We start from the raw sequence: 24,672 nt of genomic DNA on the forward strand, positions 1-24,672 counted from the left end.
CTCAAATATGGTTATATTTTTTTTGTAATCTTATCTTTTTTATCTCATACACCTTTTTGCCCCCAAAAGATTTTATTTCCGCCTCAATTATTTTCATCCTATACTTATAAATCGGACAATCAACAACGAGCGTCTCATATTCTCCTCCTTCACCGCTTATATTTACTCCATACCTCTCGTTTAACTCTTTCATTTCTTCTATAAATTTTTCATCCATAATTCTTCCAAGAAATCTCTCATCCATCCCCCCCGCAGCAACCGCCACCACCATGCAAGAAAAGCCAGCATCCAGGATATCATAAAGCAGGTCATCCTGCTTCTTGCGCCATAAGGGGGCAAAGGATTTTATATCCAAATCTTCCGCAACTTTTTCTATTCTTGTTTTCTGGTACTCGCTCTCTATAGCTCCATATACAACTCCATCAACATCTGCTTTTTTTATAGCCCTTTTTAAATCATCGAGCTCATTGCCAGAGGTTTTTTCAAAAATAAGAGGAATTCCCACTGATTTTGATATAAAAGGAGTTAAATCTATATTTTCTACATGGTACATCCATGAAAAATCTTTTGCTTTAATAGTTATAAGATATTTTATATTCCACCCATAATTCATAGCAACATACATTGCATGCAATGAATCTTTTCCCCCGCTTATAAGGCATCCTACATTCATCCTAAATCATGCTCATCTTTTATGTCTCCAAATATCTCTTCTATAAGATCTTCCATTGTCACAAGCCCTAAAATTCTTCCATCAATTGATTTAATAACCGCCATGTGGGTTTTTCTTCTCTGCATTTCTCTTAGAATATCATCCGCATTCATTGATGGATCCACCTTAATTATATTTCTGGCTATTTGCCTAATTTTCATATTCTTATCAATTGAAGAAGCATAAATGGCGTCCTTTACATGAACCATTCCTATTATATCATCTTTATTTTTTCCATATACTGGAAACCTGGAATAACCTGTCCTCAAAAACTTTTTCAGAAAGGATTCCACAGTTTCATTTTCACTAACACACACCATTTTCTCTGGAGGTATGCATATTTCCTTAACTTTTGTATCATTAAAATCGAAGATTTCTTCTATTAATTTCTTTTCATCTTTTTCTATTGTTCCATTTTTTACACCAATATCAAGCATTATTTTTATTTCTTCTTCATCAACTCTTGATTTTTCTTCATCTTTTTTAACTAACTTTAAAACAATTTTTGAAAAAGAGTAGAGGATTTTTGCTATAGGATAAAAAATTTTTCTTATAAGGTATAAATAATTTGCTATCTTGATTGCAAATTTGTAGTTATTAACACCAAATGCTTTTGGTAAAGCTTCTCCAAAAACTATTACAGAAAATGTCATCAATGCGGTAATTAAACCAATTCCAATGCTTCCAAAAAAATTTGCTGATATCACCCCTCCAATAACTGATGCGGTTACGTTTACAATATTATTGCAGATTGTAATTGAATTTATGACTTCTTCGGGTTTTTCAAGTAGTTTTTCAAGTAAGATAGCTTTCTTATTATTTTTAATTGCCTCGCCTCTTATCCTTATTCTATCAACTGATACAAAGGCCATTTCTGCGGCTGAAAAAAATGAAGATAGTGCAAGTAATATGCATATGAGTATTATCAGGACCCACCATAACATTTTTTTCTGATAAAAAGAGAGTTATATAATTTTTTTGTTTTTTTAAAGTAAGCAGAAATAGCTTATGGAATAAAAAGTGTTTTCATTCAAAAAAGATATGGTGTTAATGTGCGCTATTATCTCGCAATTGAGAGCAAAATTTTTTAATTGATGTTTTAATATTTTAATATGGATAAAGAAGAAGCAATTAAAAGAATCGAATGGCTCAGGAAAGAAATAAACAGGCATAATTACCTTTATTATGTTTTGAATAAGCCAGAAATATCTGATGAAGAATATGACAAATTAATGCAGGAGTTAATATCTCTCGAGCAAAAATATCCTGATTTAATAACACCAGACTCACCCACCCAGAGAGTTGGGGCACCTCCTGCTGAGGAGTTCAAGACTGTAGCTCATGTAAAGCCTATGCTCAGTTTGGATACTGTAAATGATGTTGAAGAAGTAATTTCTTTTGATAAAAGAGTAAAAAAGGAGGTGGGTAGCGAGAATATAGAATATGTTGCGGAGCCAAAAATGGATGGTTTGAGCGTCGAGCTAATATATGAAAACGGGAGATATATTCGGGGCTCTACAAGAGGAGATGGAATAAATGGGGAGGATATTACTGAGAATATAAGGACAATAAAAGCGGTGCCACTTTTGCTAAGGGGTGAGGAAATTAAACCACCATCTTTTCTCGCAGTGAGGGGAGAAGTAATAATGCATATTGAAGATTTTGAAAAATTTAATAAGGAATTAATTGAGAAAGGGGAAGAGCCAATGGCAAATCCAAGAAATGCAGCATCTGGTTCATTGAGAAGACTTGATCCTAGAGAAACCGCTATGCGTCCGCTTGATATATTCTTCTATGAAATAATGCGAGCGGATGGAATTGAGATAAAAACCCAATGGGAAGCGCTAGAATTGCTTAAAAAATGGGGTCTAAAAACAAATCCTCACTCAATAAAGTGTAGCATTATAGAAGAGGCAATAAAATATCACGAAGAAATGAATAGGAAGAGGGAAGAGTTGAGCTACGAAATAGATGGAGTGGTGATAAAAGTAAACGAAATTAAATATCAAACCCTTTTAGGAGAAAAAACTCGTTCCCCAAGATGGGCCATTGCCTATAAATTCCCACCCCGCAAGGAAGAAACGCAGGTGATGAATATAGTTGTTCAAGTTGGAAGAACAGGCATCCTCACGCCTGTTGCACTTCTTAAACCAGTTGATGTTAAAGGTGTTACTGTATCAAGGGCAACATTACATAATGAAGATTATGTAAAACAAAAGGATGTTAGAATAGGTGACTGGGTAAGAGTTGGGAGGGCGGGAGATGTCATACCTGAGGTAATGGAAGTGATAAAGGAAAGAAGAACGGGTAACGAAAAAATTTTTTCAATGCCAGATAAATGCCCGGTTTGTGGAAGCAGTGTTGTAAGAGATGGAGCATATTATAGATGTACAGGTGGTTTATCTTGCATATCCCAGCTAAAAAGGAGTATAGAGCATTTTGCTTCAAAAAGAGCGATGGATATTGAAGGACTTGGAGGAAAAACAGTTGAACTGCTAGTAGACAGGGGAATTATAAAAAGGGTCAGTGATATATACAAAATAAAGAAAGAAGATCTGTTAAATCTTCCCAGATTCGGAGATAAATCTGCAGAAAATTTAATAGAAGGAATAGAGAAAAGCAAGGAAAAGGACCTTGCTCGGTTTATTTATGCTTTAGGCATTCCTAATGTGGGAGAGCATATGGCAAAATTGCTTGCAGAGAAATTTAAAGATATTGATACTCTGATGAATGCAAAAGAAGAGGATTTGATGAGCGTGCGAGAAATAGGACCTGAAACAGCGAGCAGTATTGTAAATTTCTTTAAGGAGGAAAAGAATAGGAATGAAATAGAGGAATTGAAAAAATGCGGAATAAAAATGAAATATGAAGAAACAAGAGGAAAATTATCTGGAATAACATTTGTTTTCACAGGCGAGTTAAAGAGTTTTAGTAGAGAGGAGGCAAAAGAAATTGTTGAAAAAATGGGAGGAGGAGTTGCATCCTCTGTAAGCAAAAAAGTTGATTATGTTGTTGTGGGTGAAAACCCAGGTAGCAAATATGAAAAAGCAAAAGAACTTGGATTGAAAATAATAAATGAGGAGGAATTTAAGAAAATTATAGGGGAAGGGAGTTAACTTTAAAACCCCTGATATGAAGTAGCCTTCTTCTTAAGGAAAAATTTAATTTATCTAAAAGTATTATGCTCGGTGATTTAATGGAAAAGAAAACAGTTGAAGAATTGTTGGAAAAGGCAAAAAAGCCCGCGCAGGAAGCACTGAAGTTGCATCCCTTTTATAAAGGAAAAGTTCAAATAATGCCAAAATGCCCTATAAGAAATTTTGATGATTTTGGAATATGGTATACGCCAGGTGTTGCGGAGCCGTGCAAGGATATTGCAAAAAATCCAGAGAAGGTTTTTGAGCACACCAACAAAGGAAATTATGTTGCGGTTGCAAGTGATGGGACAAGGGTGCTTGGACTGGGTGATATCGGCCCGCTTGCTGGATTGCCAGTTATGGAAGGAAAAGCTCTACTTTTTAAATATCTCGGAGGTGTGGATGCATTTCCAATAATGATAGATACAAAGGATGCGGAAGAATTTATACAGGCGGTAAAATGGATTGCCCCTACATTTGGAGGGATAAATCTTGAAGATATTTCATCGCCAAAGTGCTTCTATATTCTTGACAGACTCAGAGAAGAGCTCGATATACCTGTATGGCATGATGATCAGCAGGGAACAGCAGCTATAACCCTTGCGGGTGTGATAAATGGGCTTAAAGTAGTTGGAAAAAAACTCAATGAAGTTACTTTTTCAATAATTGGAACAGGAGCAGCAAACATATGTCTTATAAGGACTTTGATAAAAGCGGGAGTAAATCCAAAAAATATAATTGCTGTTGACTCAAAAGGAATTTTGCATCCTAACAGGAAAGATATAAATGAAATGAAGGAAGAAAATCCCTATAAATACAAGATAGCGATGGAAACAAATGGTGAAGGAAGAGAAGGAGATATGAAGGAAGCAATAAAGGGCACGGATGTATGCATCGCCGCCTCAAAACCCGGGCCAGGAACAATTAAAAAAGAATGGGTTGTGGAAATGAATGATGATGCAATAATGTTTGCTGAAGCAAATCCCATACCAGAGATATGGCCCTGGGAGGCAAAAGAAGCGGGAGTTAGAATATTTGGAACAGGGAGGAGTGATTTTCCAAACCAAGTAAATAATAGCCTTGGTTTCCCTGGCATATTCAGAGGCACATTAGATGTTAGGGCGAAGACAATAACTGATGAGATGCATATAGCTGCAGCATATGCAATAGCGGAAGTCGCTGAAAAGAAAGGATTAAGAGAAGATTATATTGTTCCAACAATGGATGAATGGGAAGTATTTCCTCATGAAGCAACCGCGGTCGCAATGAAGGCAATTGAGCAGGGAGTAGCAAGAATAAAGCTAAGTAGTGAAGAAATTTATGAAATGGCGGAAAAAGCGATAAGAAGTGCAAGAGAGCAAACCCAGCTTTTAATGAAACACGGTTTAATAAAAATTCCATGAGGAGGAACGAGGAAAATCTATATGAAATAGAGAAAGCAATAGAGAAGTTGAAAGAAGAGAACAGAAGCATACCGATAATTGTAGAAGGAGAAAAAGATGTAAAAGCACTGCATGAATTGGATGTAAGAGGAGAGATAATAACACTCCATGGAAGTGTATCAAATTTATGCGATGAGATTGCTTTAAAGTATAAAGAAGTAATTATCCTTACTGACTGGGATGAAGAAGGATGGAAATTATGCAGAAGAATAGAAGAAAATCTTAGAGGCAGGATAAAATGCAATACTGATTACAGAATAATTTTTTCTAAAATCATGAATTCAAGAAATGTTGAAGGAATGCCAAAATTCATAAAAAATTTAAGAAAAAAGGTTCGTGAAAAAAGCGAAAAAATCATCTCAAAATAAGAAGATAAGCCTCTATTTCATTCTCCACAACTTTTCCTTCATAGTACATCTTTGCAATCAGCTTATGCTTTCCAATTGTATTACATATCTCCCATTCATATGGTTTTTCATTATCTTCATATTTCAATTCATTATCTAAATAAAATTCAACTTTTTCATAATTTCCCTCTACCTTCATATTCATTTTTCCAATTATAAATGTTTTACCAATTTTTGCTATTTTTCTTCCCATTATGTAAAGATATCCTTCCTCTGGCTCCTTTATTCCTCCTATTCTTATATGTAGCACGGGTGATTGCCACCATATACTTCCTTTTATTTTTTCAACCCCATCAATTGTATTCAACTCTTCATAATAGCCTTCATTTGTTCTTTCCCATATTATTCTGAGATAAGAATTTCCATAAATCTCTTTTCCTACTATTTGGGAATATATACCATCTACTTTTGCAAATGCAATTGCATATAAATCAGTTGCATCCTCAGGCAAATCTATTTCTTCCTCCCAAATTTTTCCATCCCAGTATGTGCCTCCTCTATAACTTCCATTATATTCATCATGAATTTCTCCTCTTATTCCATTTGATATATCAGAAAAGCTATAAACTAAATAAGTTTCCTCTGCTACAAGTGCCCCATAAACCTGCCATTTAAGTGTAATTTTATTTCCTTTAAAAAATTCCTCATCATTACACCACATTATATAAGGTTGAGCCAGATCTGTTTGATGAAGAGCAACTCTTATTACCTCAGCAATATACCCGCTTTTTTCATCTCCAAATTGTCTTTCTGGTGGGTCCTTTATTTTAGACATCTCAGGTGTTATCCATAGAATATTGCATCTCTCATATCTTCCTACCACAAATTCTTTTTCCGTTTTGCTACTCGCCCCATACGCCCAAGCCGCTATACAGCCCGGCGCCTCATAGCCCACCGTAAGAGGAATTGTGCCAACGGTATCTTCATTTAAAATTCCTCCATAAGAGCCGATAAATTCACCTAGGCGAAGAGATGAGATGTGATAAAAATAGAAGTCAGGAGGTGCATAATAATATATTTTTCCAGAAGGGGAAATTGCTGAAACATCTTTATGCGTGGAAGACCAAGGGTAAAGAATCATTCTTGCTCCTCCATGAAAATCAACTCCCACTCTTATTGAATGATTTTCTATAAAACTGCATAGCGTTTTACCATTTATACTTCCCCAGAGTTTTGAATTTACACCTTGCCAGTCATAATCTGCTTCTCTGTTCAAATCCCATCCATTTTTATCCCATCTCTGCTTGTTATCAAATCCATATGGATTATGGCTTATTTCAATGTATATCTCTCTGTTATCCAGAAGATATTTTATCCATTTATCATTTTCATCTATTCTATCCATCAGCCATTTTGTAAACCAGTATAAACCAATTGTTCCGACAGTTTCATCTCCATGAGGGCCCCCTAAAAATAAAACTTCTGGTTTCAAAAAACCATTACTCTCATTTGTTATCCTTAAATAATACAAATCATATCCTCCATCAACTTTTCCATATCCAAAAATTTCATTTGCTTTAAAAACCTCAATGTATTCTGGATGCTTCTCTTCCAGGCTTTTATACCAGGAAACAAGTTCTTCATAGCTCTCAGGCTTCTTTTTTTCGTAATATGCCTGTGAAAAACTTGTAGCAAATGTTATAAAAATAGCAAATATCGCCACCAATTTACTTTTTTCAATCATTTTAACACCATCATGTATTTTTAAGCGGATAAAAAACTTTTCTGATAGCCTAGATCAGCTTATTTTTTTCTTATGGCTCTATATATGCAATACAATAGCCCGCCATAAAAGACAGCACATCCAATTATTGCCATTGCTATTGCGCCCGCGGACATTTTATCCTCCATAAAAGGAAGGAAATTAAGAAAATCAGTAAAAAAATTAATAAGCCACCCAAAGAATAGCTAAAGAGAGTGATTGAGGAGGCTATAAGCATGAAAAGAAGCACCGCTGGAGCAAAAAATTTTAAAGAGAAACTCCACCATCTTCCAACTTTTATTTCCGATACTTTATTTATATACTTCCTTAATTTTTCCTCTCCCATTAAATAGGCAAATATTATGCATTCAAGCAAACCAACAACAACAAGTGCAAAATCCGAAATAAAGTGGTCCGCTGTTTCTATTAAATATATATTTTTTCCAATTAAAAGTCCAGAGATTAATCCAATAGAGCATATTATAAAATTTGAAAGTTGCCTCATTATTTTAAATTTCTCACTTATGCTCTTTGAAATCGCCTCAACCATTGAATATGCGGAGGTCAATCCAAATAATAATAGAATAGAGAAAAAGATTATTCCAAAAATTGTTTGCATGAATGGAATTTTTGATATAACTGTTGGATATGTTACAAATGCCAGGGCGAAGCCACTCCTCGCAATTTCTTCAAATTCCATTCCAGTGGCAAAAGATAGATAACCGAGGGTGCTAAAAACCGCAAAACCTCCTAAAAATGCAATTCCACTATCTGCAAATGCGGTAATGAAGGAGTTGTTGGCTATATCTGATTTTTTTTCTAAATAGCTTCCATAGGCAATCATTATTCCTTGAGCAAGGGATAGGGAAAAGAAAACTTGTGCAAAAGCGGACAGCCAGGTAGAGGGCAATAAAAGTTTTGAGAAATCGGGAGAAAGATAAAATTCTAATCCTTCCATAGAATTTGGCAATGATAAACCAACGAATGTCAATATAAGGAGTAGTATCACTGGAAATGGAACCGCTATTGAAGAAAATTTACCGATGGATTTAACTCCTTTATAAAGAATAAGATAAATAGCAACCCATACAAAAAGAATTGAAAAAATAATTTGTTCTCCACTAACTAAAAATTTGTTATAGAAAAAAGAAGATGCATTTGGTTCCCATACCATGAAAATTGAATGAAAAATATAACATAAGCTCCATCCAACTATCACGCAGTAATATATTGAGATAAAAAATGCAACAACCACACCCAACCATCCCGCAAACTCACTTCTTTTAGATATTTTTTTAAGCGATAATGGAGAAGATTTTCTAAAAATACTACCTATGGCAATTTCCGCCATTAAAAGAGGGATTCCAACAACAAAAAGAGCAATTATATATGGAATTAAAAAAGCACCTCCACCACTTTTATAGCAAACATATGGAAAACGCCATAAATTTCCTAAACCAACCGCTGAGCCAATTGCTGCAAACAAAAACGAAGCCCTTGACTGCCATTTCTCCACATTTGTAATCAATTTGATATATTTATATGTTTAATTCCGCATTTTTGAACAATTATTGAGAGGTTCTTCTTTTCACTAACTGGTGAAAGAAATAGAATCTAAAAACTAATAAACATATTATAAAACCAAAATTTCATTCTTACTTCTTGAAATATTCCATTTTTTTGTTTTTGATCTAACTGTTTCTCCAAATGTTCTTTTAACTCCTGATAGAATTTTTCCTTACTTTTATTACAGACTCTATCCCTTCTTTGCCCAGATAATTAAAATTCTCTTTACTATCTATCCTCTTTCTCCACAAACTCTCTTTATTTTCTTATTGCCTGTATTCTTCTTTGCCCTCTCTATCAATGGTTTCAAAATTTTTCCATCACCAGTCTTTTCATCAGGTATTTAAAAGGCAAGTAATTTCTTTATTTTTACATCAACTGCAATATGTACTTTACTCCATCCTTTTCTTATTCCCCACTTATCTCTCATCTACTCTCTATTCGTTATTTTCACCCGGAAGAATCATATCATCTTCAAAACCTTGCAAAAGAAAATCAATGTTTATCTTTTGCAATCTCTTACATATAGAACAATCCACTCTTTTTAGCTTTGGTATATATTGCTAGAGTTTCCTCAGAAATTCTTTATCTAGCAAATGGAAGAAAAGCAACATGAATATGGAAATTTATATGGTCTTCCTCTTTTCTTGTGTCTCATTTTTTCTAATTCTTAATCTCATGTTTCTATGAAATCGAGAGATATGTAAAATTCTCCTCTCCTTACCAGCTTTTCATTATATTCGCCCCAATTTATTTCTGGCATTTTTATTTCCCTGCATCTTCAGCGAAAAATATTTAAATTTACATCCAATTTATTGACGTTCAAAAAAAGAACGTCCAGGTGTTGATATGAAAATATTGTTGGTTAATGCATATAAAAATGCGGGATATTTTAGCAGACTCAGAGCAAAGTTTTTCATTCCTTCATTAACACTTTCTCAGGTTGCAGCATGCACTCCCAGAAAATATGAAATAAAAATAGTAAATGAATGGTATGAAAAAGTTAATTTTGATGAAGATTGTCATCTTGTAGGTATTTCCGCTTTTACTCCCGATGCCTATCGGGCTTATGAAATTGCTGATAAATTCAGGGAGAGAGGAATTAAAGTTGTTATCGGTGGCTACCATGCAACCGCAATGCCGGAAGAAGCAAAGGAGCACGCGGATGCCGTTGTTATAGGAGAAGCGGAAAATAGCTGGCCAAACTTAATAAATGATTTTGAAAAAGGAAAATTGAAGCCATATTATGGGTGGGAAAAAATAAAAGGTGAAGATATTCCTCCCGCAAGAAGGGATTTGGATAATTTGCGCCCGTTTTCCTCAGCCCTCCAGGCGACGAGAGGATGCCCATATAGGTGTGGGTTTTGTCAGCTAACTGGTTTTGGTGATAGCATACATAGAAAGAGGAGGATAGAGGATGTTATAAGGGAATTTTCTTTTTTGCCAACCAAGTTGGTTTGGTTTCATGATGCGTCTCTAACAATTGATAAGGAATATAGCAAAAATCTTTTCAGTAAAATTATTGAGAGTAAAATCAGAAAAAAATGGATTGCATTTGGAAACATGCACATTCTTTCAAAAGATACGAAAATTCTGAAACTGGCAAAAAAAGCGGGTTGTGTTGGATGGATGGTCGGGCTTGAAAGCATTTCTCAAAGAATAATTGATGAAGAGATTAAGAAAAAAGGAAATATAGTAGAGGAGATTCCAAAAATGGTTGAAAGAATTGAAAAAGAGGGAATGATGGTATGGGGTTCTTTCATTTTTGGTTTTGATAATGATGGAAGAGATGTTTTTGATGCAACCTATGAAAAAATATGTGAGTGGGGAATATCTCTTGCACAGTTTGCCATTTTAACTCCTTTGCCAGGAACTCCTATATTTCAAAAAATTTTGAGAGAGGGCAGAATAATAACATTTGATTGGTCAAAATATGATATGGCACATGTTGTTTTCAATCCAAAAAATATGAGCATTAAAGAGCTTGAAGAAGGTGTTAGAAAAATTTGCAGAAAATTTTATTCAATTGATCAGATAGCAAAAAGAGCTTTTAATACAAAAGGTTTATTCAACAAATTCCTAAATCTTTTTGCAAATTTAAGTGCAAGAAGCCTTTGGAATTTCTATTTTAACAAACAAAAATAATTAATAGAAAAAATATTTAACTTGTGGATTATAAAAGCCTTGGATTTAAAGCGGGACTAGAAATTCATCAGCAAATAGATACACATAAACTTTTTTGCCCATGCCCATCTGAGCTAAGCGAAAAAGCGGAAGAAACATTCTCGAGAAAATTGAAGGCAACAAAATCAGAAACCGGCCTTACTGATAAGGCAGCAATTGAAGAGGAGAAAAAGGGCAGAAAATTTATCTACTACATCACTCCCTCCTCCTGCCTGGTGGAGGCGGATGAGGAGCCACCCCATGAGGTAAATCAGGAGGCAATTGATTTTGCGATAATGGTTGCGATCATGTTTGGAGCGACAATTTTTGATGAGATACATTTTATGAGGAAAATTGTTATAGATGGGTCAAATACAACGGGTTTTCAGCGCACCGCCCTTATTGCGATGAATGGAAAAGTGGGCGATGTAAATATTGAAACAATATGCATAGAGGAGGATGCTGCCCGCAAAATAGAGGAAAATGAAAGAGAGGTTAAATATTCTTTAGATAGGCTAGGTATCCCTTTAATAGAGATTGCTACTTCCCCGACAATTTCCTCTCCCTTGGAGGCAAAGGAAATTGCTGAAAAAATAGGTTTGATGCTCAGAGCGACAAAAAAAGTGAAGAGAGGAATTGGCACGATAAGGCAGGATTTAAATGTTTCAATAGAAGGAGGAGCAAGGGTGGAGATAAAAGGTGTTCAAGAGCTGAATGATATTCCAAAAATACTTGAAAATGAGGTTAAAAGGCAAATTGAGCTCATTGAGGTAAGCAAGCGATTGAAAAACTTAAGTTTTGATTTTGAAATAAAAGATGTAACAAAAGTTTTTGAAAATACATCTTCAAATTTCATAAAAAAAGCGATTGAGAAAGGATTTGTTAAGGCAATAAAGCTCCCGGGTTTCAAAGGAATATTATCTGGGGTAATATATAAAGAGCACCGCCTTGGAAAAGAGCTTGCAATGCATGCAAAAATAAATGGTGGAGGAATAATTCATTCAGATGAGCTTCCGAATTATGGAATAAGTGAGGAAGAGGTACTGAAAATAAGAGAGGAGTTGAAATGTGGGGAAAATGATGCTTTTGTTATATCCGCTGGAAATGCAGAAAATGTGGAAAAATGTCTCAGGGCGGTTTTTGAAAGAGCTAAAAAAGCGTGTGAGGGGGTGCCTAAGGAAGTAAGAAAAGCTATTCCAGATGGAACAAGTGAATATATGCGCCCTCTTCCTGGGGCGGAGAGAATGTATCCAGAGACAGATATAAGGCCAATAAGGATAAGCAGGGAAAGAATTGAAAAAATAAAAAGAGCAATGCCCGAGATGCCAGATAAAAAAATTGATAGAATATTCTCATCCTATAAACTGACAAAAGAGGAAGCCAGCCAGCTTGTAATGCTTGAAAAAGATGAGATCTTTGAAGAGATTGCGAAAAAATTCGGGCAAGAAAAAATTGTTTCAAGAATACTGCTGAATATAATTCCTCAAATAGAAAAAGATGGTTATGAAGTGAGTAAAGAAATGATCGAGATTGTTTTAAAAGGGCTAAATGAAAAAAAATATGCAAAAGAGGGCATAGAAAAGTTGCTCGCATATTTAGCAAAAAATAGAGAAGCAAATCTTGATTCCGCAATAAAGGCCTGCGGGCTTGGCTATTTAAGCGATGAAGAAGTAAGGGAATTCATAAAAAAAGTTATAATTGAGAGAATAGAGTTCATCAAAGAAAAAGGAGAAAATGCAATTCAGCCGCTTATGGGCATTTTAATGGCACATTTGCGCGGGAGGGCGGATGGAGCAACAATAAATAGAATATTAAAAGAGGAAGTAGAAAAAATAATTTATAAGAGGTAGGTGAGGCTTTAATCACCAGCATCAAGGATGGTGCATAATAAATATAAGGCCAGATATTCGTTAGATTACTTGACGGGTTTTTTTATTTTTTTCACCTAGAATAAAAAATATTTTTAGCCAAAATACAGGATGCAGATTCTTTATTCCGTGTATAAGAGTTATATAGGGTTTTATATCATTCACTTTTTAGCTTTTAAGTCTCTATTTTTATCGATACCAAAAACTTGGAAATTTGTCTTTCTAGATATAATAGTCAATGTTCTTCCAGTGCACAACCTGCATCAATTATCAGCGTTTTTTTATTTTTTGAAATAAGATAGCCCAATATTATCTCTTTTTTACCTCCAAAATGGGCGTTTTCCCAGATGTAATCCACTATATCTTTATAAGTTATATTAGGGAATTTTTTGAGAGAACATATGTACTATGCACCTCTTTTCTTCGTTTCTTTTGTTCTCTTTATGCCTCTCCAGAAACAATTGTTTACTTCAATCGTTTTTTAAGCCTTGAAGAAATCTAGTAAATTCTTCCATTAAACCTAAAAGGCTTCTAAGCCCAAAAAAGCCGCTCAATGGAAAAACAATAAATCCTGTAAACCTGTGATGCTTCTACAAAACCCTCCAAAGCTTAGGCTACTCAATAAAAACGGGACAGAACAAGCATTGGCGAAGAAGCCAATATCACCTTTACACTCACCCATTCGACAAAAAAGGAATAAGTCATAAAAAGTATAAAGCATCTAAAAGGGAAAAGGATATTCAGATTCAATCATTTGGGAAACCTACTTTTGTAGCATACATGAAACTCGATATAAACTAATCCTTTTGATGCTTCACCCAAATAATAGGAAAACTAGCCTTTGGAATCCATTAACCCTCAAACCCACCAAAATAGGGAATTGAGATCTCCTCAAATCGTTATTAAAATGTTATTCAAATATGGTCTCAAATAATTTCTTTCCAGAAAAGAAATTTTTTGATGCTAATTGAAAACATCTCTTTATTTAAACACCTTTCATGCTCTAAAATCATGAGCGTCATCTTTCCCCTCCATTATATTCTTCCGATTCCCCTCAAATGAATAATATCCATCAACTCAAAATTTTATTAAACTGCTGTTTTGACCATTTCAAGAGCTATGTCCGCTTTAATAGCTCTGCTCTCGTCTCCTCTTACAAAATTATTATTCTAAGAAAAGCATTTGCGGGATCAAAAGATTTAAATCAACGCATTTTTTATATCTCCCCTTAATATCTTCATTATCTATCTGAGCTTGGTTATTGTTATGTTCTAAACCATTATACGCTATTGGAATGCAATGAATTAATTCGCATAACTTTAAAAAATATTTATTAAATGCGATCCTGTAATGCTCTCTTCTCTTGCTAAAATTTAATTATTTTATCTTTTCCTGTTTTTTGTATTCATTATATTTCTCCATCAATCGCATTTAGTATTTTCTATTTTATATTTGGCTTTAGCTTTTTATCAGATTAGCATATTTCTTTAGGATACCTCATTTTTTTCAAATCGCCTTTTCAACAAATCTTTTATTGCAACTATTGCATTTATACATTTGTTTTATAACGTATTTATTATATCTTTTACCAGCATTTACAACATCTTCACATCCATAATATTGGGCATTTCATTTTCCCCCAAAGAGAAAATGAAAAGGGATTTATAGATGTCAGGAATATGTGGAAAAGCAAATTCCCGAAAAATTAAAATAAAAATACAAGCATTTCAATCTATGAAGCTAGAAGAAGAATTTCCTCTGTTAAAGGAGATAAAAAGCGAGGAAATAAGAGGGAAGGTTGAGAAATGTTACGAAATTGCAATGAAAAGAGGAAAATGGAATAGCTTGAGAGAAATACCATTTACATTACTCCTTGAAAAGCCATATTCATATGTTGAGCATGTAAATAATGTAGCAAAGATGGCATATGAGATAGGAAAGATTAAGGGATTAAATATGGACAACTTAATTGCGGGTGCAATTCTGCATGATATAGGAAAACTGCTTGAATATGAAAAGAAGGATGGAAAGGTTGTTAAATCAAAATTTGGAAAATATATTCGCCATCCTGTGAGTGGGGCATCAATTGCAATGGAAGTAGGGCTTAATGATGAGATAGTGAATATAATTGCTTCTCATTCAAAAGAAGGAGAATTTGTTGAAAGATGCGAGGAAGCGATAGTTATTCATCACTGTGACTTTATAGATTTTGAAATTGCGGGTGGTAAACCATGAAAATAAATGAAGAAAGTTTTTCCGGAACTGAAAATGAGAGAGATTGCATAGTTAGAGTTTTTCCTGGAGATGGAGAAATTATTCTGAAAAGCAAGATATCTCTATACAAAGAGCACATAGAAGAAATAGTTAGGAAAAGGCTGGAGGAAATTGATGTAAAAGCAAATGTTGAAATAACTGAAAATGGGGCAATAGATTATGTTATAATATCACGCCTTGAATCCGCAATTGCAAAAGCAACAGGTGAGGATATTGTTGATAAAAAATTTAAAAGAGGAAAAACATCAAAGGATAGGATCAGGAGGAGTAGATTATATATTCCAGGAAATAATCCCAGGTTAATAAATAGTGTTGGAGTATATGAATGCGATTGTATAATTCTTGATTTAGAAGATTCTGTAATTTTTGAGCATAAAATAGATGCACGTTATCTCGTAAAAAATGCTTTAAAAAATCTTGATTTTGGAAAATCTGAAATATGGGTAAGAATAAATAAGGAAATGGCAAGAGATGATATATTGCAAATAGCATATGGAAATCCTCATGGACTATGTATTCCAAAAACAGAGAGCAAGGAAGATGTAGAGGTAATAGAAAAAATAATTGATGAAGCAGGTCTTGATTGCTATTTAATGCCAATAATAGAAACTGCTAAAGGAGTTGCAAATGCAAATGAAATTGCGAGAGCAAGTGAAAGAATTGTTGCAATTGCATTTGGGGCGGAAGATTATTCAAGGGATGTAGGATGCAAGCGCACCTGGGAAGCATTATTTTATCCAAGATGCCAAGTTTTAATTGCGTGCAAATCTGCTGGTTTGCAGGCTTTAGATACAATTTATCCAAATGCTGAAGATGAAAAAGGACTGAGCGAAGAAGCGAGAAGAGTTTTTGAAATGGGTTTTGATGGAAAGGGAGCAATTCATCCTTCCCAGATTGAAATAATTCATGAATGTTTTACTCCAACAGCTGAGGAAATAGAGGAAGCAAAGAGAATAATAGAAAAAATAGAAGAGGCCAAGAAAAAAGGGTTAGGTACCGCTACTATTGATGGAAGAATGATTGATTTGCCTGTTGAGAGGAAAGCAAGGAGAATACTAAAGCTTGCGGAGATAAAATAAAATATCCTAATGCTATTTTATTCCAGCAGGGGTAGCCAAGCGGATAAAGGCGCAAGGTTCAGGGCCTTGTGGCGCAGGCCTTCGTGGGTTCGAAATGCAAACGAAAATCCCACCCCCTGCATTTCTAGCTTTTTGGAAGAATTTTAATAAATTCGGGATTTAGTATTATGAAATTGTTTCATTCCAAGGAGATAGATTTTCAAAAAATAGCTCTCGCCCTTAAAGAAAATTTTGGGGTTGAAATAAAAGATGCCGGGTTTCTTGAGGTGCCAGTGAATGGATATAATAAAAGGAGGGGGCAATATGATGCAAAATATCTTTTGAAATTTATTTCAGATGCCTCAATATGGGTTGTGGATGTAGATATCTATATTGAAGGAATGAACTTTGTTTTTGGGCTCACAATCGCGAATAGGGCAATTGTATCCAGTTATAGAATTCCTCAAGAAATAATAGCAAAGGAAGTTGTTCATGAAGTTGGGCATTTATTTGGTTTGAATCATTGTAAAAATGAATGTGTAATGAGATTCTCAAATAGTGTGGCGGATGCAATTACGAAGCAAGCATTTTTATGCTGTGATTGCAAGAAAAAATTGGGGAAGAGATAAAGGGGTAAGAGATTAAATCCAGCCCCTATCCTTCATTGCCTGAACAACTCTTTCGACACTTACTATGTATGCTGCGGTTCTCATATGAATATCTTTTCCTTTTTTCTTGTATTCCTCCCTCTTATTTATTACATCCCAGAATGCCTGGCTCATCTTTTTATCAAGTTTTTCATATACTTCTTCATAGTCCCAGTAATAGCCATATACATTCTGTACCCATTCAAAGTAGCTAACTGTTACTCCACCCGCATTTGCAAGGAAATCCGGTAAAACAAGCACTCCTTTCTTATGAAGTATTACATCCGCTTCAGGTGTTGTTGGACCATTTGCAAGCTCAAGCAATATTTTTGCTTTTATCTTATTTGCATTTCCTCCATGTATTACATTTTCAATAGCTGCTGGTATGAGCACATCTACTTTAAGCTCTAACAGTTCTTCATTTGTTATCTTCTTGCCATCTTTGTATGCGGTTACACTTCCTTCCTTTTCTTTTATTTCAACTGCCTTATCGAAAGGAATTCCATCCTCATTGTATATTCCTCCTTTTGTATCGCTTATTGCAACAACCTTGGCATTTTTGAACAATTTCTTTACAAGCAAGTGAGCATATTGGCCAGCGTTTCCATATCCTTGAATTGCAACAGTTACCGCATTTTCTGGATTTACATTTTCCTTGATTTTCATAAGCTCTCCATATGATTTATGCATATTTTCCATATTTGACTCAAGCAGCAGATTTATATATTTTGCTCCTTCTCTGAGCACAAACATCCCTCCCCTGGCGGTGGCATCCGCCCTGCCCTTGCTTCCTCCTATGGTGAGGGGTTTGCCCGTTATTACGCCTGGAGCATTGTAGCCAACTATTTTGCTGTATTCATCCATCATCCATGCCATTATCTGGGGGTTTGTATATACATCTGGAGCGGGTATATCTTTTTCTGGGCCAACGAAGCGAGAAATAGCTCTTATGTATCCTCTTGCAAGTCTCTCCTTTTCTGCTTCACTCATTTCTTTTGGATTGCATATTATACCTCCCTTTCCCCCTCCATAAGGAAGATCAACGATTGCAGTTTTCCATGTCATCCATGCAGCTAACGCCTTCACTGTATCTAAATTCTCTTCTGGATGCCATCTTATTCCACCTTTAGTTGGTCCTCTTGCATCATTATATTGCACCCTGAAACCAGTAAAAATTTTTGTTTCTCCATTGTCCATTTTAACTGGTATAGTTACTATCAATGTCCTCATTGGCTCTCTTAGCATCTGATGCGAAGCTTCATCAAGCTCCATTATTTTTGCCGCTTCATCCAACTGCTTTTGAGCTATTTTAAAAGGGTTTTTTTCTTCCATATTTTCACCACTGATAATAAAAAAACTAAATTTAAAGCTGATTTGATAATTGTTAGCATGTGTCACGAAAGTATTTAATGATTAAAAAGGATAGCCCTTAGGATGGAAAAAGAGCCACCACCTAAAGGCGATATGCATGCTACTAACTATAGCTGCAGAGGCAAAGAAAGATTTGAAGGAAATTTTGGTAGCTCTCTCCATCTCAACTTTTGGTGATTTACTAACCGCTTTATCAATGGGCTATTTTAATGAAGCATTGAGTGTTTTTCCCGCTCTTTTAATATTAATTCCTCCAGCAATAGATATGAGAGGAAACATTTTTTCTTCTCTGGGCTCTAGATTGGGAACATATCTACATACTGGTGAGATAACTCTTGGAAAGAAAAATTCTTTGCTAAGAGATAATATTTTCTCCTCTTTTAATTTAACTTTTTCGATGAGCTTTTTCCTCGGTTTCATTTCCTGGATAATTGCGAGAAGGATTGGCATGGAAGCAAGTTTTCTTGAATTAATTTTAATTTCATATCTTGCTGGCTTATTTTCCGCATTTATAATGCTTTTTTTAACCTTAAATGTTGTTTTCTTTGGATATAGAAAAGGATGGAATCCGGATAACATAATCGCTCCAATAATAACATTTGCGGGAGATGTTTTTACTCTCCCTTTATTATTCATTTCACTGAAAATTATTGGCAAAATTGACCATAAAATCCAGTTTGTTATGCTATTATTTTTTGTATTCCTAACCATACTCAGTTTTTCCAAAATAAAGAAAAAAAATTTCAGAAGAATTATAATAGAAAGCACACCTTTGCTAATTGTCTGTGCCCTTCTCAGCTCTGCATCCGGCGCAACTCTTGGCTTTCAGCACACCGAACTTTTTGCAATTCCCGCTTTGCTCACAATCATTCCTGCCTTTCTTGAAGACGGGGGCGCGATAGGTGGCATACTCGCAGCCCGCTTTTCCTCCGCCCTTTTTACTGGAGAAATTAAGTTCGCGAAAAAGCCACCGAGAAAAGTTTTGAGATTGTTTGCAATAGTGCATTTTGTTGGCTTTATAGAATTTTTTTCGATAGGAGTTATAGGGTATGCGGTTAATAGAGCTTTTATGATAGAAGCAAATATATTCCAAATGATAGCAATATCTGTTATTGCGGGCCAGATACTTATTCTTATAATGGATTTGATGGCATATTACACATCAATATATTCCTTTAAAATAGGGATAAATCCTGATAATGTAACAATACCTATCTTAACAAGTGTTGCGGATTTCGCTGGTGCTTTATGTGTTGTTGGAGTAGCTTATCTATTCCTTTGATAAAAGTATTTCTATCGCTGAGATGTGTTTATTCTCTATTTCCTCAGTGAAAATCTTTATCTCTTTTATCTTTGCATCTTTTACGAATTTGTTTATGCTTATTTGGCTTGCATCTACAGCAGTGGAAATTGCTTTCCCCCTTGCCTTAATGCAAACTTCTTTATTTCCTTTTTCAAATTCCATTGCAACAGCGGTGGCATATTTTATAGGAGCTTTGTCACCAACATATATTGTCTGCATCGAAAAGAAATAAATAAGGGATATATATTTTTTCGGAGAGAAAGATTCTCTACAAATCTTCTCTTCAATCAGTGTGTTTGTATTCTGCTTTATTTTCTTATGCCATATTCATCTTATTAATACAAATTAACGAAAATTCGTATGATTTCCTAATAATTTCTCCTGATGCTTGGCTTGATGAATTAAGCACCTTTAAGCAACACAAGGAAAGCAAGGGAATAAAAACAATAGTAGTAGGGTTAAGTGAAGTATTTCATAAAGAATGCTTATGATGAATGGAATACAAAATATGTATTGCTAGTAGGAGGAAGAAAAACTGGGCTGAAAGAGGATTGGTATATGCCAGTTAGATATGTATGGGTAAATGATAGAAGTTCTTCCTGGGAATATGAAAGATGCTTTTTAAGCGATTTATATTTTGCAGATATTTATGATAAAAATGGAAATTTTTCTTCATGGGATACAAACAATAACGGGTGTTATGGAGAATACCCGCAGAAAGCAGGACGGAATTAAAAAGAGTTATAGAAAATACAATAAGGTATGAAGAAAGCTTGTCTCCTAGAAGAGCAATTTTATGCAGTGAAGATGTATATCCAAATGATTACTGGGATGTTGCAGAGGGAGAGTATATACTCGAAAAAATTGCGGAGAAGTTAAATAGTTATGAAATCGTTAAAATTTATTCGCAAGATATAAGCAGTAAAAAAATAAATGAAGAAATAAATAAAGGAGCAGGGCTTGTCATTTTTGAGGGCGCGGGCAATCATCATTTGTGGGCTACTCACAGAAAAGACAGTAATGAATGGGTATTTTATTATCCCTGGAATATACTGAAGATTAAAAATGATTGCTTGCCAATTCTCATTACTTCAGGTGCCCATCTTTCGCAATTCAATAGGAGCGATTGTTTTAACTGGTTATTCCTAGCATATGGAAAAGCGGTTGCTAGCATTGGCTCAACAGGTCTATACTGGATCATCCATGGAGAAAATTTAACAGATGTTTTTCTAGGGAAATTGCATGTTTTGCTTTGCGAGGAAATTGAGAATAAAAGCAATTTAGGAGATGCATGGGCCTAGGCAATAAACAGATATTTATTAGAAGCATCTTTTGAAAATGTCTCAATGCCATTTTATATAAAAGCGGTTGAGGAGTTGATAATTTTTGACAACCCTCCTATCTCGCTGATTTCAAATAAAAAAATTGGGTTTAATATAGTATTGCACGTTGGTGGGAATGGGGAAAGAAATTATACAAAAATACAGGATGCAATAAATGATTCAAATGGTGGAGATACAATAATTGTTCATGGAGGAATATATGAGGAAAATCTAACAGTCAATAAATCCCTGAAAATTTTTGGTGAAAATGCAAAAATAAAAACATCATCAATAGAGATTTACTCAAATGATGTTTATATCGAGGGATTTTCTATAGAGGGAGTTAAAAAAGAGATACAATAAAATGTTATGTGGACAATTTTTATTTTTCCAAAAATGAATTATATTCCTGTGGGAAGGGTTTATTTGTAGTGGGAGAAAATAGCAAAATAGAGGGCAATATTATAAGGGGAAACGAAGTCGGTATATGGGTTGAAGGGAGAAACTGTGTTATGAAGGAAAATGAGATAACAAATAACTGGTATGGATAGAAAAATCAGATATGGTATGCTATTTGGGTGGAGGGAAAAAAAGGATTTATAGAAGGAAATAATATATCAAGAAATTGCTATCCAATATATCTATACAAAACCTCTGATACAAAAATATCAAAAAATATAGAAGGTGTGCAATTCTTGGATTCGAAAAATAATTCTTTTGAAGAAAATTTTTTAGAGCAAAACCAGAGATATGGTTTGTATTTAGGAACCGGATGTGTTGGAAATAAGATAATCAGGAATATTTTTGTTGAAAATATCCCAAATGCAAGAGATGAGTCAATTAATATATGGAATGAAAATTATTGGAGCGATTATATAGGGTTGAAAATAAGAATTCTATGGATTTCAGGAGTTTCATATTATATACCAAAGTTCTCTTTTGAATGTAACCCGAGAATTGAGAAATAACGCCAAATTATTTATATCAATATGGTTTAATTTTGTGGAGAAAGAGGCAAAATTTTGGGTTTCAAAAGGAGAAAAGGTGCAGTGTAATTTATGTCCCCATAGATGTGTTCTTAAGGAAGGGGAAAGAGGAATATGCGGGGTGAGAAAAGCAAGTAGTGGAAAATTATTTACTCTAATATATGCGTCCGCATTCTCCGCCTGCCCTGACCCGATCGAAAAAAAGCCACTGTTTCATTTTTACCCTGGATCACTTGTATATTCCCTTGGGAGCGTGGGTTGCAACTTGAAATGCATGCACTGTCAGAATTTTTCAATAAGCCAGGCATTGCCAGAAGAATATTATTTGGAGGAAATTCTTCCGCATGAAGCAATTGAGAGAGCTAAGAGATGTTGTGATGGAATAGCTTGGACATATAATGAGCCAACCATATGGGTAGAGTATGCTGTTGATTGTGCAAAAATTGCAAAAAAAGAAGGGCTATACACTGTTTTTGTTACAAACGGATACATAAACGAGGACGCAATTTATGAGGTATCAAAATATGTTGATGCTGCTAATATAGATGTAAAATCAATGAGCAAAGATTTTTATAAAAAAATATGCGGGGGAAAGCTGGAGCCTGTGCTTGACGCATGTAAAAGTTATAAAAGTAAGGGAGTTCATGTGGAAATAACATATCTTGTGATACCAACGAAAAATGATGATAAAGAGGAAATAAAAAAATTTTGTAAATGGGTTTTAGAAAATCTTGGAAATGAGCAGGTAATTCATTTCACTGCTTTTTATCCACATTATAAGATGAGTGATTTACCTCCAACTCCATTAAAAAAACTTTTAGAAGCATATGGTATTGCCAGGGAAGAAGGCTTTCACTATGTATATTTAGGAAATGTTCCTCATGGAGAATATGAAAATACCTATTGCCCGACTTGTAAAAACTTGCTTATAGAAAGGCACGGATTCTCTTCGCAGATAGTTGGTTTAAAAGAAGGAAAATGCTCCAAATGCGGAGAAAAAATAAAAGTGATAATGAAATAAAACACATTGTTTTTAAATTTAAATGTATTTACATATATTATGGATGTCGTTCCGAAAATTGGCATAACTGGGGCGCCGAGAGCGGGAAAAACTGAGGGGGTAATCAGAATAATGGAGAGATTGAAGTATAAATATACTTTTGGAGGAATGATAACAAAGGAAATTGAGGAAAACGAAGAAAGAGTCGGATTTAAAATAATTGATTTAATGACAAAAGAGGAAAGAATTTTTGCTCATGTAAATATTGAATCTTCTTATAGGGTAGGAAAATATAAAGTAAATTTGAAGGTTTTGGATGAATTTGGAATACCAGCAATAGAGAGAGCTATAAAAGATGAGAGAGTAGATATTGTTGTTGTTGATGAGGTTGGAAAAATGGAGCTGGAGAGCAGAAAATTCAGGGAAACAATTAAGGAGGTTTTAGATTGCGAGAAACCCGCTATTATAACATTGCACAAGAAATCTAGAGATGCAACATTGCAGGGGATAAGAAACAGGAATAATGTTAGGATACTTGAAATTACTTCCAAAAACAGGAATCTCATACCATATAAAATAGAAAAGATTTTAGAGGAAGAAGGAGTTTAATGATAAGGGAAGGAAAGGCGGAAATAAAAACTATAGGTTTTGAAGCATATAAAGGGCCTGGCAAGAAAAAGCCAAGCTTTTATAACCCAACATTTGAAATTGATAGGGATATAGAAATCATATTCTGCCAATTTATTGTAAATAAAGGTGCAAAAAAATTTTTGGACGCTCTTTCTTCAACTGGTATAAGGGGGATAAGAATAGCGAAAGAGGTTGATGGAGAGATAGAAGTGCATTTAAATGAGATAAATTCAATATCATTTGATATTCTAAAGGAAAATGTTGCAAAAAATAATGTGAATGCAATAATTCACAGTGAGGATGTTAGGCAACTTTTGCTCAGGAACAAATATGATTATATAAATCTCGATCCTTATGGCTCACCAGTTTATTTTCTTCCATCACTTGTAAATGGTTTAAAAAAAGTTGGTTATTTCTCAATTACCGCAACTGATGTGGCTACTCTCTGTGGAGTTTATACAAACGCCTGTATAAGGAGATATGGTGTCATCCCTATGAGGGGACAGGCGATGAAGGAGATAGGGCTTAGGATACTTCTTGCATGTATAGCAAAAAATTTCTCAATTTTTGACTATTCTTTTTACCCTATACTAAGCTATTCCTATAGTCATTTTTATAGAGTTTATGGGTTTGCGGAAAGAGGCGCAAGGAAAGCGGATGATATGCTAAAAAATATTGGATGGATATACTGGAAAGATGGATGGAATTTTTGTAATTTTGAAGAGTTACCGGATAAAAATTTCTGTGGGCCAGTATGGATTGGAAAAATATTTGATTATGAATTCTTAAATGAAATGGAAAAAATAGTGAGCAAGAAGGATTTAGGGAAAATAATGGAAATAAAGCAAATGCTAAAAATATGGAAGGAAGAGCAGAGTCTTCCTATTCTATTTTATGAAAGCGATTATATAGCAAGATCGCTTAAAACAAGACAGCCAAAAATATCTGAAATAATAGATAAATTAAAATCAATGGGTTATAAAGCGGGCTTAACTCATTTCTCAAAATGTGCTTTCAAAACCGATGCTCCTTATGAAGAGATAAAAAATATTTTTAAAGGAAAGCCAAAAAATTAAAATATATG

24 protein-coding genes and 1 tRNA gene are annotated in these 24,672 nt (G+C 34.5%); 18 read left to right on the forward strand and 7 right to left on the reverse strand.

What is annotated here, in order from left to right; all coding sequences use genetic code 11:
- Position 1: 1 nt before the first annotated feature.
- Positions 2-673, reverse strand: a complete 672-nt coding sequence (locus H5T44_02205) for a diphthine--ammonia ligase (GenBank protein ID MBC7081048.1) — start codon at positions 671-673, stop codon at positions 2-4.
- Positions 670-1,656: an HlyC/CorC family transporter gene (locus tag H5T44_02210; GenBank protein ID MBC7081049.1), complete on the reverse strand. Its 987-nt coding sequence runs from the start codon at positions 1,654-1,656 to the stop codon at positions 670-672. The genes H5T44_02205 and H5T44_02210 overlap by 4 nt, the downstream gene beginning before the upstream one ends.
- 168 nt (positions 1,657-1,824) lie before the next feature.
- Between H5T44_02210 and ligA the strand changes: the two genes are divergently transcribed.
- The 3 genes from ligA to H5T44_02225 all read left to right on the forward strand — a co-directional run bounded on the left by ligA (position 1,825) and on the right by H5T44_02225 (position 5,659).
- A complete protein-coding gene (gene ligA / locus H5T44_02215; GenBank protein MBC7081050.1) occupies positions 1,825-3,828 on the forward strand; it encodes an NAD-dependent DNA ligase LigA in 2,004 nt (667 codons plus the stop codon).
- 80 nt (positions 3,829-3,908) lie between these two features.
- Complete coding sequence (locus H5T44_02220) at positions 3,909-5,252, forward strand: NADP-dependent malic enzyme (GenBank protein MBC7081051.1); 1,344 nt, start codon at positions 3,909-3,911, stop codon at positions 5,250-5,252.
- Positions 5,249-5,659, forward strand: a complete 411-nt coding sequence (locus tag H5T44_02225; protein ID MBC7081052.1) for a toprim domain-containing protein — start codon at positions 5,249-5,251, stop codon at positions 5,657-5,659. The genes H5T44_02220 and H5T44_02225 overlap by 4 nt, the downstream gene beginning before the upstream one ends.
- Here the strand turns inward: H5T44_02225 and H5T44_02230 are convergent.
- The 3 genes from H5T44_02230 to H5T44_02240 are packed head-to-tail and all read right to left on the reverse strand — an operon-like array spanning position 5,646 to position 8,916.
- Complete coding sequence (locus H5T44_02230; protein MBC7081053.1) at positions 5,646-7,382, reverse strand: succinylglutamate desuccinylase/aspartoacylase family protein; 1,737 nt, start codon at positions 7,380-7,382, stop codon at positions 5,646-5,648. The two genes, H5T44_02225 and H5T44_02230, sit on opposite strands and share 14 nt — an antisense overlap.
- A gap of 59 nt (positions 7,383-7,441) precedes the next feature.
- Positions 7,442-7,537, reverse strand: a complete 96-nt coding sequence (locus H5T44_02235) for a MetS family NSS transporter small subunit (protein ID MBC7081054.1) — start codon at positions 7,535-7,537, stop codon at positions 7,442-7,444.
- Positions 7,519-8,916, reverse strand: a complete 1,398-nt coding sequence (locus H5T44_02240; GenBank protein MBC7081055.1) for a sodium-dependent transporter — start codon at positions 8,914-8,916, stop codon at positions 7,519-7,521. Before H5T44_02240 ends, H5T44_02235 begins: the two co-directional genes overlap by 19 nt.
- Positions 8,917-9,815: 899 nt before the next feature.
- Between H5T44_02240 and H5T44_02245 the strand changes: the two genes are divergently transcribed.
- From H5T44_02245 to H5T44_02270, 6 genes are all read left to right on the forward strand, one after another.
- Complete coding sequence (locus H5T44_02245; protein MBC7081056.1) at positions 9,816-11,111, forward strand: radical SAM protein; 1,296 nt, start codon at positions 9,816-9,818, stop codon at positions 11,109-11,111.
- A gap of 23 nt (positions 11,112-11,134) precedes the next feature.
- Entirely contained in the window at positions 11,135-12,979 is a 1,845-nt protein-coding gene (gene gatE, locus H5T44_02250) for a Glu-tRNA(Gln) amidotransferase subunit GatE (GenBank protein ID MBC7081057.1), read from the forward strand.
- 1,752 nt (positions 12,980-14,731) lie between these two features.
- A complete protein-coding gene (locus H5T44_02255; protein MBC7081058.1) occupies positions 14,732-15,232 on the forward strand; it encodes an HDIG domain-containing protein in 501 nt (166 codons plus the stop codon).
- Positions 15,229-16,350, forward strand: coding sequence for an HpcH/HpaI aldolase/citrate lyase family protein (locus H5T44_02260; GenBank protein MBC7081059.1), 1,122 nt, complete (start codon positions 15,229-15,231; stop codon positions 16,348-16,350). Before H5T44_02255 ends, H5T44_02260 begins: the two co-directional genes overlap by 4 nt.
- Before the next feature lie 25 nt (positions 16,351-16,375).
- A tRNA-Leu gene (locus H5T44_02265) sits at positions 16,376-16,471 on the forward strand.
- Between the two features lie 46 nt (positions 16,472-16,517).
- Positions 16,518-16,958, forward strand: a complete 441-nt coding sequence (locus H5T44_02270) for a peptidase (protein ID MBC7081060.1) — start codon at positions 16,518-16,520, stop codon at positions 16,956-16,958.
- 12 nt (positions 16,959-16,970) lie between these two features.
- On the opposite strand, the gene H5T44_02275 is transcribed toward H5T44_02270, so the two are convergent.
- Positions 16,971-18,308 carry a Glu/Leu/Phe/Val dehydrogenase gene (locus H5T44_02275; GenBank protein ID MBC7081061.1) on the reverse strand — a complete coding sequence of 446 codons (1,338 nt, stop codon included), beginning with the start codon at positions 18,306-18,308 and terminating at the stop codon, positions 16,971-16,973.
- A gap of 136 nt (positions 18,309-18,444) precedes the next feature.
- On the opposite strand from H5T44_02275, the gene H5T44_02280 reads away from it, so the two are divergent.
- Positions 18,445-19,629, forward strand: coding sequence for a magnesium transporter (locus H5T44_02280; GenBank protein ID MBC7081062.1), 1,185 nt, complete (start codon positions 18,445-18,447; stop codon positions 19,627-19,629).
- On the opposite strand, the gene H5T44_02285 is transcribed toward H5T44_02280, so the two are convergent.
- Positions 19,618-19,869, reverse strand: a complete 252-nt coding sequence (locus H5T44_02285; protein ID MBC7081063.1) for an RNA-binding protein — start codon at positions 19,867-19,869, stop codon at positions 19,618-19,620. The genes H5T44_02280 and H5T44_02285 overlap by 12 nt on opposite strands.
- Positions 19,870-20,112: 243 nt before the next feature.
- Between H5T44_02285 and H5T44_02290 the strand changes: the two genes are divergently transcribed.
- From H5T44_02290 to H5T44_02325, 8 genes are read left to right on the forward strand one after another with little or no spacing between them, the layout of a single operon-like run.
- Entirely contained in the window at positions 20,113-20,385 is a 273-nt protein-coding gene (locus tag H5T44_02290) for a hypothetical protein (protein ID MBC7081064.1), read from the forward strand.
- Entirely contained in the window at positions 20,346-20,951 is a 606-nt protein-coding gene (locus H5T44_02295; protein ID MBC7081065.1) for a hypothetical protein, read from the forward strand. Before H5T44_02290 ends, H5T44_02295 begins: the two co-directional genes overlap by 40 nt.
- A 45-nt stretch (positions 20,952-20,996) precedes the next feature.
- Positions 20,997-21,335, forward strand: coding sequence for a hypothetical protein (locus H5T44_02300; protein MBC7081066.1), 339 nt, complete (start codon positions 20,997-20,999; stop codon positions 21,333-21,335).
- Positions 21,336-21,343: 8 nt separating this feature from the next.
- Entirely contained in the window at positions 21,344-21,523 is a 180-nt protein-coding gene (locus tag H5T44_02305; protein MBC7081067.1) for a right-handed parallel beta-helix repeat-containing protein, read from the forward strand.
- A gap of 27 nt (positions 21,524-21,550) precedes the next feature.
- Positions 21,551-21,940: a hypothetical protein gene (locus H5T44_02310; GenBank protein MBC7081068.1), complete on the forward strand. Its 390-nt coding sequence runs from the start codon at positions 21,551-21,553 to the stop codon at positions 21,938-21,940.
- A gap of 34 nt (positions 21,941-21,974) precedes the next feature.
- Positions 21,975-22,979, forward strand: coding sequence for an AmmeMemoRadiSam system radical SAM enzyme (gene amrS, locus H5T44_02315; protein ID MBC7081069.1), 1,005 nt, complete (start codon positions 21,975-21,977; stop codon positions 22,977-22,979).
- 39 nt (positions 22,980-23,018) lie between these two features.
- Positions 23,019-23,567 carry an NTPase gene (locus tag H5T44_02320; GenBank protein MBC7081070.1) on the forward strand — a complete coding sequence of 183 codons (549 nt, stop codon included), beginning with the start codon at positions 23,019-23,021 and terminating at the stop codon, positions 23,565-23,567.
- Positions 23,567-24,664: a hypothetical protein gene (locus H5T44_02325; GenBank protein ID MBC7081071.1), complete on the forward strand. Its 1,098-nt coding sequence runs from the start codon at positions 23,567-23,569 to the stop codon at positions 24,662-24,664. The genes H5T44_02320 and H5T44_02325 overlap by 1 nt, the downstream gene beginning before the upstream one ends.
- Positions 24,665-24,672: the final 8 nt, after the last annotated feature.

The organism is Thermoplasmatales archaeon, from assembly GCA_014361195.1.
GTDB lineage: Archaea > Thermoplasmatota > E2 > UBA202 > JdFR-43 > JACIWB01.